Genomic DNA, 3,714 nt, shown 5'->3' with positions numbered 1-3,714 from the left:
GCAATGCTCCACTTGCTGAAAATCTCTACTTACCTCTAGAAAGAGCAAATATCTGGGGAAAGTCTCTGACAAATTTTTGACTATCTATATATAGAAGTAAAATTTTCATCTCCTCAGAAAACTGGCAAAAAGTCGAGGTGAAGCAAAAGGCAATGCTCCACTTCAAAAAATATCTACTTACCTCTAGTAAAGAGCAAATATCTGGAAAAGTCTCTGGCAAATTTTTGACTATCTATAGAAAGAAGTGAAATTTTCATCTATCAGAAAAACTGGCAAAAAGTCGAAGGGAGGCAAGAGGCGAGCGCTATACTTGCTGAAAATCTCTACTTAGCTCTAGATAGACTAAATATTCTGGAAAAGTCTCTGGCAAATTTTTCACTATCTATATATATATAGAAGTGAAATTTTTATCTCCTCAGATAGAAGAGGTAAATTAGCTTTTGTGGTTTAATTGTAAATGGTTATCCGGTCTATCCTTAATTTGCTCCGAAACAGTTTATGGAAGATATTAGGACTAAACCAGATTTAGTTGAGATTTTGGGTAATTGTAAAATTTTCCACTAAGATTACTATTATAAGTCAATACTGGAAAATCAAAAATTATTGCCAAATTAAATCCTTTGTGGTTTGATGGTAAATACTTACCCATTTTATCCCTTATATATATGTTCCGAAACAGTTTATGAAAGATACAAATACTGAACCAGATAAAGTTGGTACAACAGAAGCAGCATTTCTTCTAAATATTTCTACGGCTAGACTCAGGTTACTTCTCAGGCAAGGTCGTCTCAAAGGAGCCAAAAAAGTCAAACGGTTTTGGGTAATTCCTTTAAATCGTCGAGGAATGCCAGAAATTACTCCTGGTCGTCGAGGTCCTCAAGGAACTTGGAATAAAGGATTCCGTACAGGCAATACTTTTATCCATGTGCTGCGAAAAGAAATTGACTATAACCGAGACCACGGCACATCTCTTGCAGCTATTTCTGTCAAACAAGGAGGTAAAAACCATCGCTGCCACGAAGTAGAAATTCTGGGAAATTGCAAAATTGTCTATCGACCTCATAAACCTAACAAGAGTCAAGCAGGTGGTGCTCGTCTGTGGATTGAAGTAGAGCCTGAAGTTGAAATTATTCGCAAATATTTCCGAGATACGGAACTAGACGAAAATGAACCCCAAGATGCTAGTTAATTTAGAATCTGATTTTTAAATTCAACTAATGTTTATTTTAAATATATTAAATAGTGGTGTCGGCTTGTTTAACTTTGAGGCTGGCATTGTAGATTGTTATGCAAGTAATTAGACATCTCCAAAAATTGATTAAGATGCCTCTATCATTTGACTTCAGGCTACTTGCAATGTCAAATATAGTTGCGTAATTTTATGACAGAATAGGTAATTAATTTTGCATAGGCACTTATTACCCGACTTGTTGTAAAAAACCCCTTACTGCTCCTAAATAATAATCAGGATTTTGAGTTTTATAACGAAGTGGAGCTTAATGCACCTGACTTTTGAATTCTAAATTCCAGTCCACTCTCTTAATATTGGCAAAACAAATGTAATAGGCGCTCTTTCCTCAACTCTTACTCGTGCTGTTATAGTCGTACCAGCAGTTAATTTTTGTTGAGGTCCTTTACTTGAAGACCATTCATAACCACTAAAGGTATTATCATCTTTTTTTAGTTGAACATAAGCTTCAATTTGCCCCCCACTTTCCCCAATAATATTCTCGACAACTTCAGGATTTCCTACCACAAAACTTGCACCTTCTTTAGTCACAGGAAAATTAGAAATAGAATTAATATTGCCAATAATTCCCCCAAATCTTTCCCGTTTTACAGTATCGGGAGTAATCTGAATTTCCATATCAGACTTAATCCGCTTGCCATCTTTTACAGGGAAATAACTAACCGCTACTAATTCAGATGACTTTCCTTGAACATTAATTTTACCCAGAGAAGTACCAGGATTTACATACTGTCCGACAGTGCTTTTAATTTCCAAAATACATCCATCTATCGGACTAAGAATTTTACTATTATCAGCAACCTGTTTTTCTAATTTAGCAATTTCTCGGTTAACCTCTGCTATTTGATTTTTGCGAGTATTTACTGCTTTTAAATTTTCCTGTTCTAAACGTTTTCTCTGGGTATCTAAATCCTGTAAATCTACTTTTAATTGCGCAATTGTATTCTGATTTTCCAAATATTTTTCCATAGCTTCCGTTTCTTGCAATTTAACTTGCTGTAACTGTACTTTTATCTCATTAATTTGATTGAGATTATCCAAAAATTGTTTAGAAGTTTCCGTCGTTTGTGAATCTAATGCCTGTAATTCAGTTTCAATTTCTCTAATAGTATTAATATTATCCAAATATCTCTCATTAGTTTCTACTTCCTCCAATTCTAAATCCTTGATTTTATCCTCAATTTCGCTAATATTACTGAAATTTTGTAAATATTTTTCAGTAGTTTCTGCTTCCTGTACTTCTAATTGCCTTAATTCAGCTTCAATTTGAGCAATAGACTGTAAATTTTGCCGAAAATCTTGTTCAGTTTGTAATAAATTATCTTGAGAAATAGCACCCTCATCAAATAATTCTTGGCGCTCTGTCAGTCTCTTTTGAAAAACAGGAACTAACTCTTGAGCATCCTTCAAACGTTGCTGTAAACTTTCTTGTTGTTGTTGCAACGCCAACTCATTTTTATCCCGCAAAATAGGAGTTAAATTTTTAGCATTTTCTAACCTTTGCTGAAGAGTAACCTTTTGTTTAGCGATCGCCTGTAATTTTTTATCCCTCAATTCAGGAGTTAATTTTTGAGCATCTCCCAAACGTTTTTCTAAACTTGTCCGTTGTTGATTAATTTCCTGTAATTTTTCCTCTTTTAATATCGGAGTAACAGCTTCCATATCCTGTAAACGTTGCTCCAAAGTCTGACGTTGTTCCTTGAGTGCTTTTAAAGTATTATTTTGTAGGGTAGGAGTCAAATTTTGAGTGTCTTGCAAACGTTGTCTTAAACTTTCCGCTTTACTTGTCAAACCATCTATTTCTAATTCAGTGCGTTGACTTTCTAACTGTTGAGTATCTACTGCTTGAGTTTGGAGAAGAATTAGCTTTTGCTGTTGTAACTCTAACTGTTTTTTGAGCTGAGATGGATCGATAGTTGCCAGTACATCATCTTTTTTTACACAGTCTCCATCTCTAATTTTCAGAGATTCTAAATTACCTTGAATTGCTGATTGAAATTCTACTACTTGTCGGGGGCGAATTAATACTCCTTTCCCAGTTACAGTAATAGGTATTTTGCCAAAAATACTCCATGAGATACCAACTAATACTAGACCGCCGAATATGGCAAAAGATAGCCAGTCTTTGACAGTAACTACTTGTATTAATTGGTCAAATTCTTCTGGGGAAGATATCTGTTCCCATGACTCTTGAGAAAAGATAGGGCGTTTTGTGGAGTCGGTCATTTCAGTTATTAGTTAAGGGAGTAGTGAACAGTCATACCATTTCACGGAAGTTATAAGTCAAAAATCAGAATTCAGAAGTGAAAGTCTATAAACTTAAAGTAATGGTTATACACTAATTTCTGATAGTATTTCACATTTATAATTGTGGCATCTTCCTGTGAATAGGAAAAACTCACTTAGAGATTACTTATGATATCATCTACGGTTAAACAGTTATACATAAATTACCAACGCCATTA

The 3,714-nt window shown here is 34.5% G+C and carries 2 protein-coding genes; one reads left to right on the top strand and one right to left on the bottom strand.

Annotation, left to right across the window (positions count from 1 at the left end; all coding sequences use genetic code 11):
* The first annotated feature begins 682 nt into the window (after nt 1-682).
* Nucleotides 683-1,189 carry a DNA-binding protein gene (locus F6K13_RS23375; protein WP_124154155.1) on the top strand — a complete coding sequence of 169 codons (507 nt, stop codon included), beginning with the start codon at nt 683-685 and terminating at the stop codon, nt 1,187-1,189.
* A gap of 330 nt (nt 1,190-1,519) precedes the next feature.
* Here the strand turns inward: F6K13_RS23375 and F6K13_RS23370 are convergent, their stop codons facing one another.
* The gene (locus F6K13_RS23370) at nt 1,520-3,475 is read right to left on the bottom strand and encodes an NHLP bacteriocin system secretion protein (protein ID WP_124154154.1); all 1,956 of its coding nucleotides are present in this window, start codon (nt 3,473-3,475) and stop codon (nt 1,520-1,522) included.
* Nucleotides 3,476-3,714 lie beyond the last annotated feature (239 nt).

Origin of the sequence: Okeania sp. SIO2B9, from assembly GCF_010672505.1 — a bacterium.
GTDB classification, from domain to species: Bacteria; Cyanobacteriota; Cyanobacteriia; order Cyanobacteriales; family Microcoleaceae; genus Okeania; species Okeania hirsuta.
Note: the sequence above shows the minus strand (reverse complement) of the source record. Positions and strands in the feature narration are given on the sequence as shown.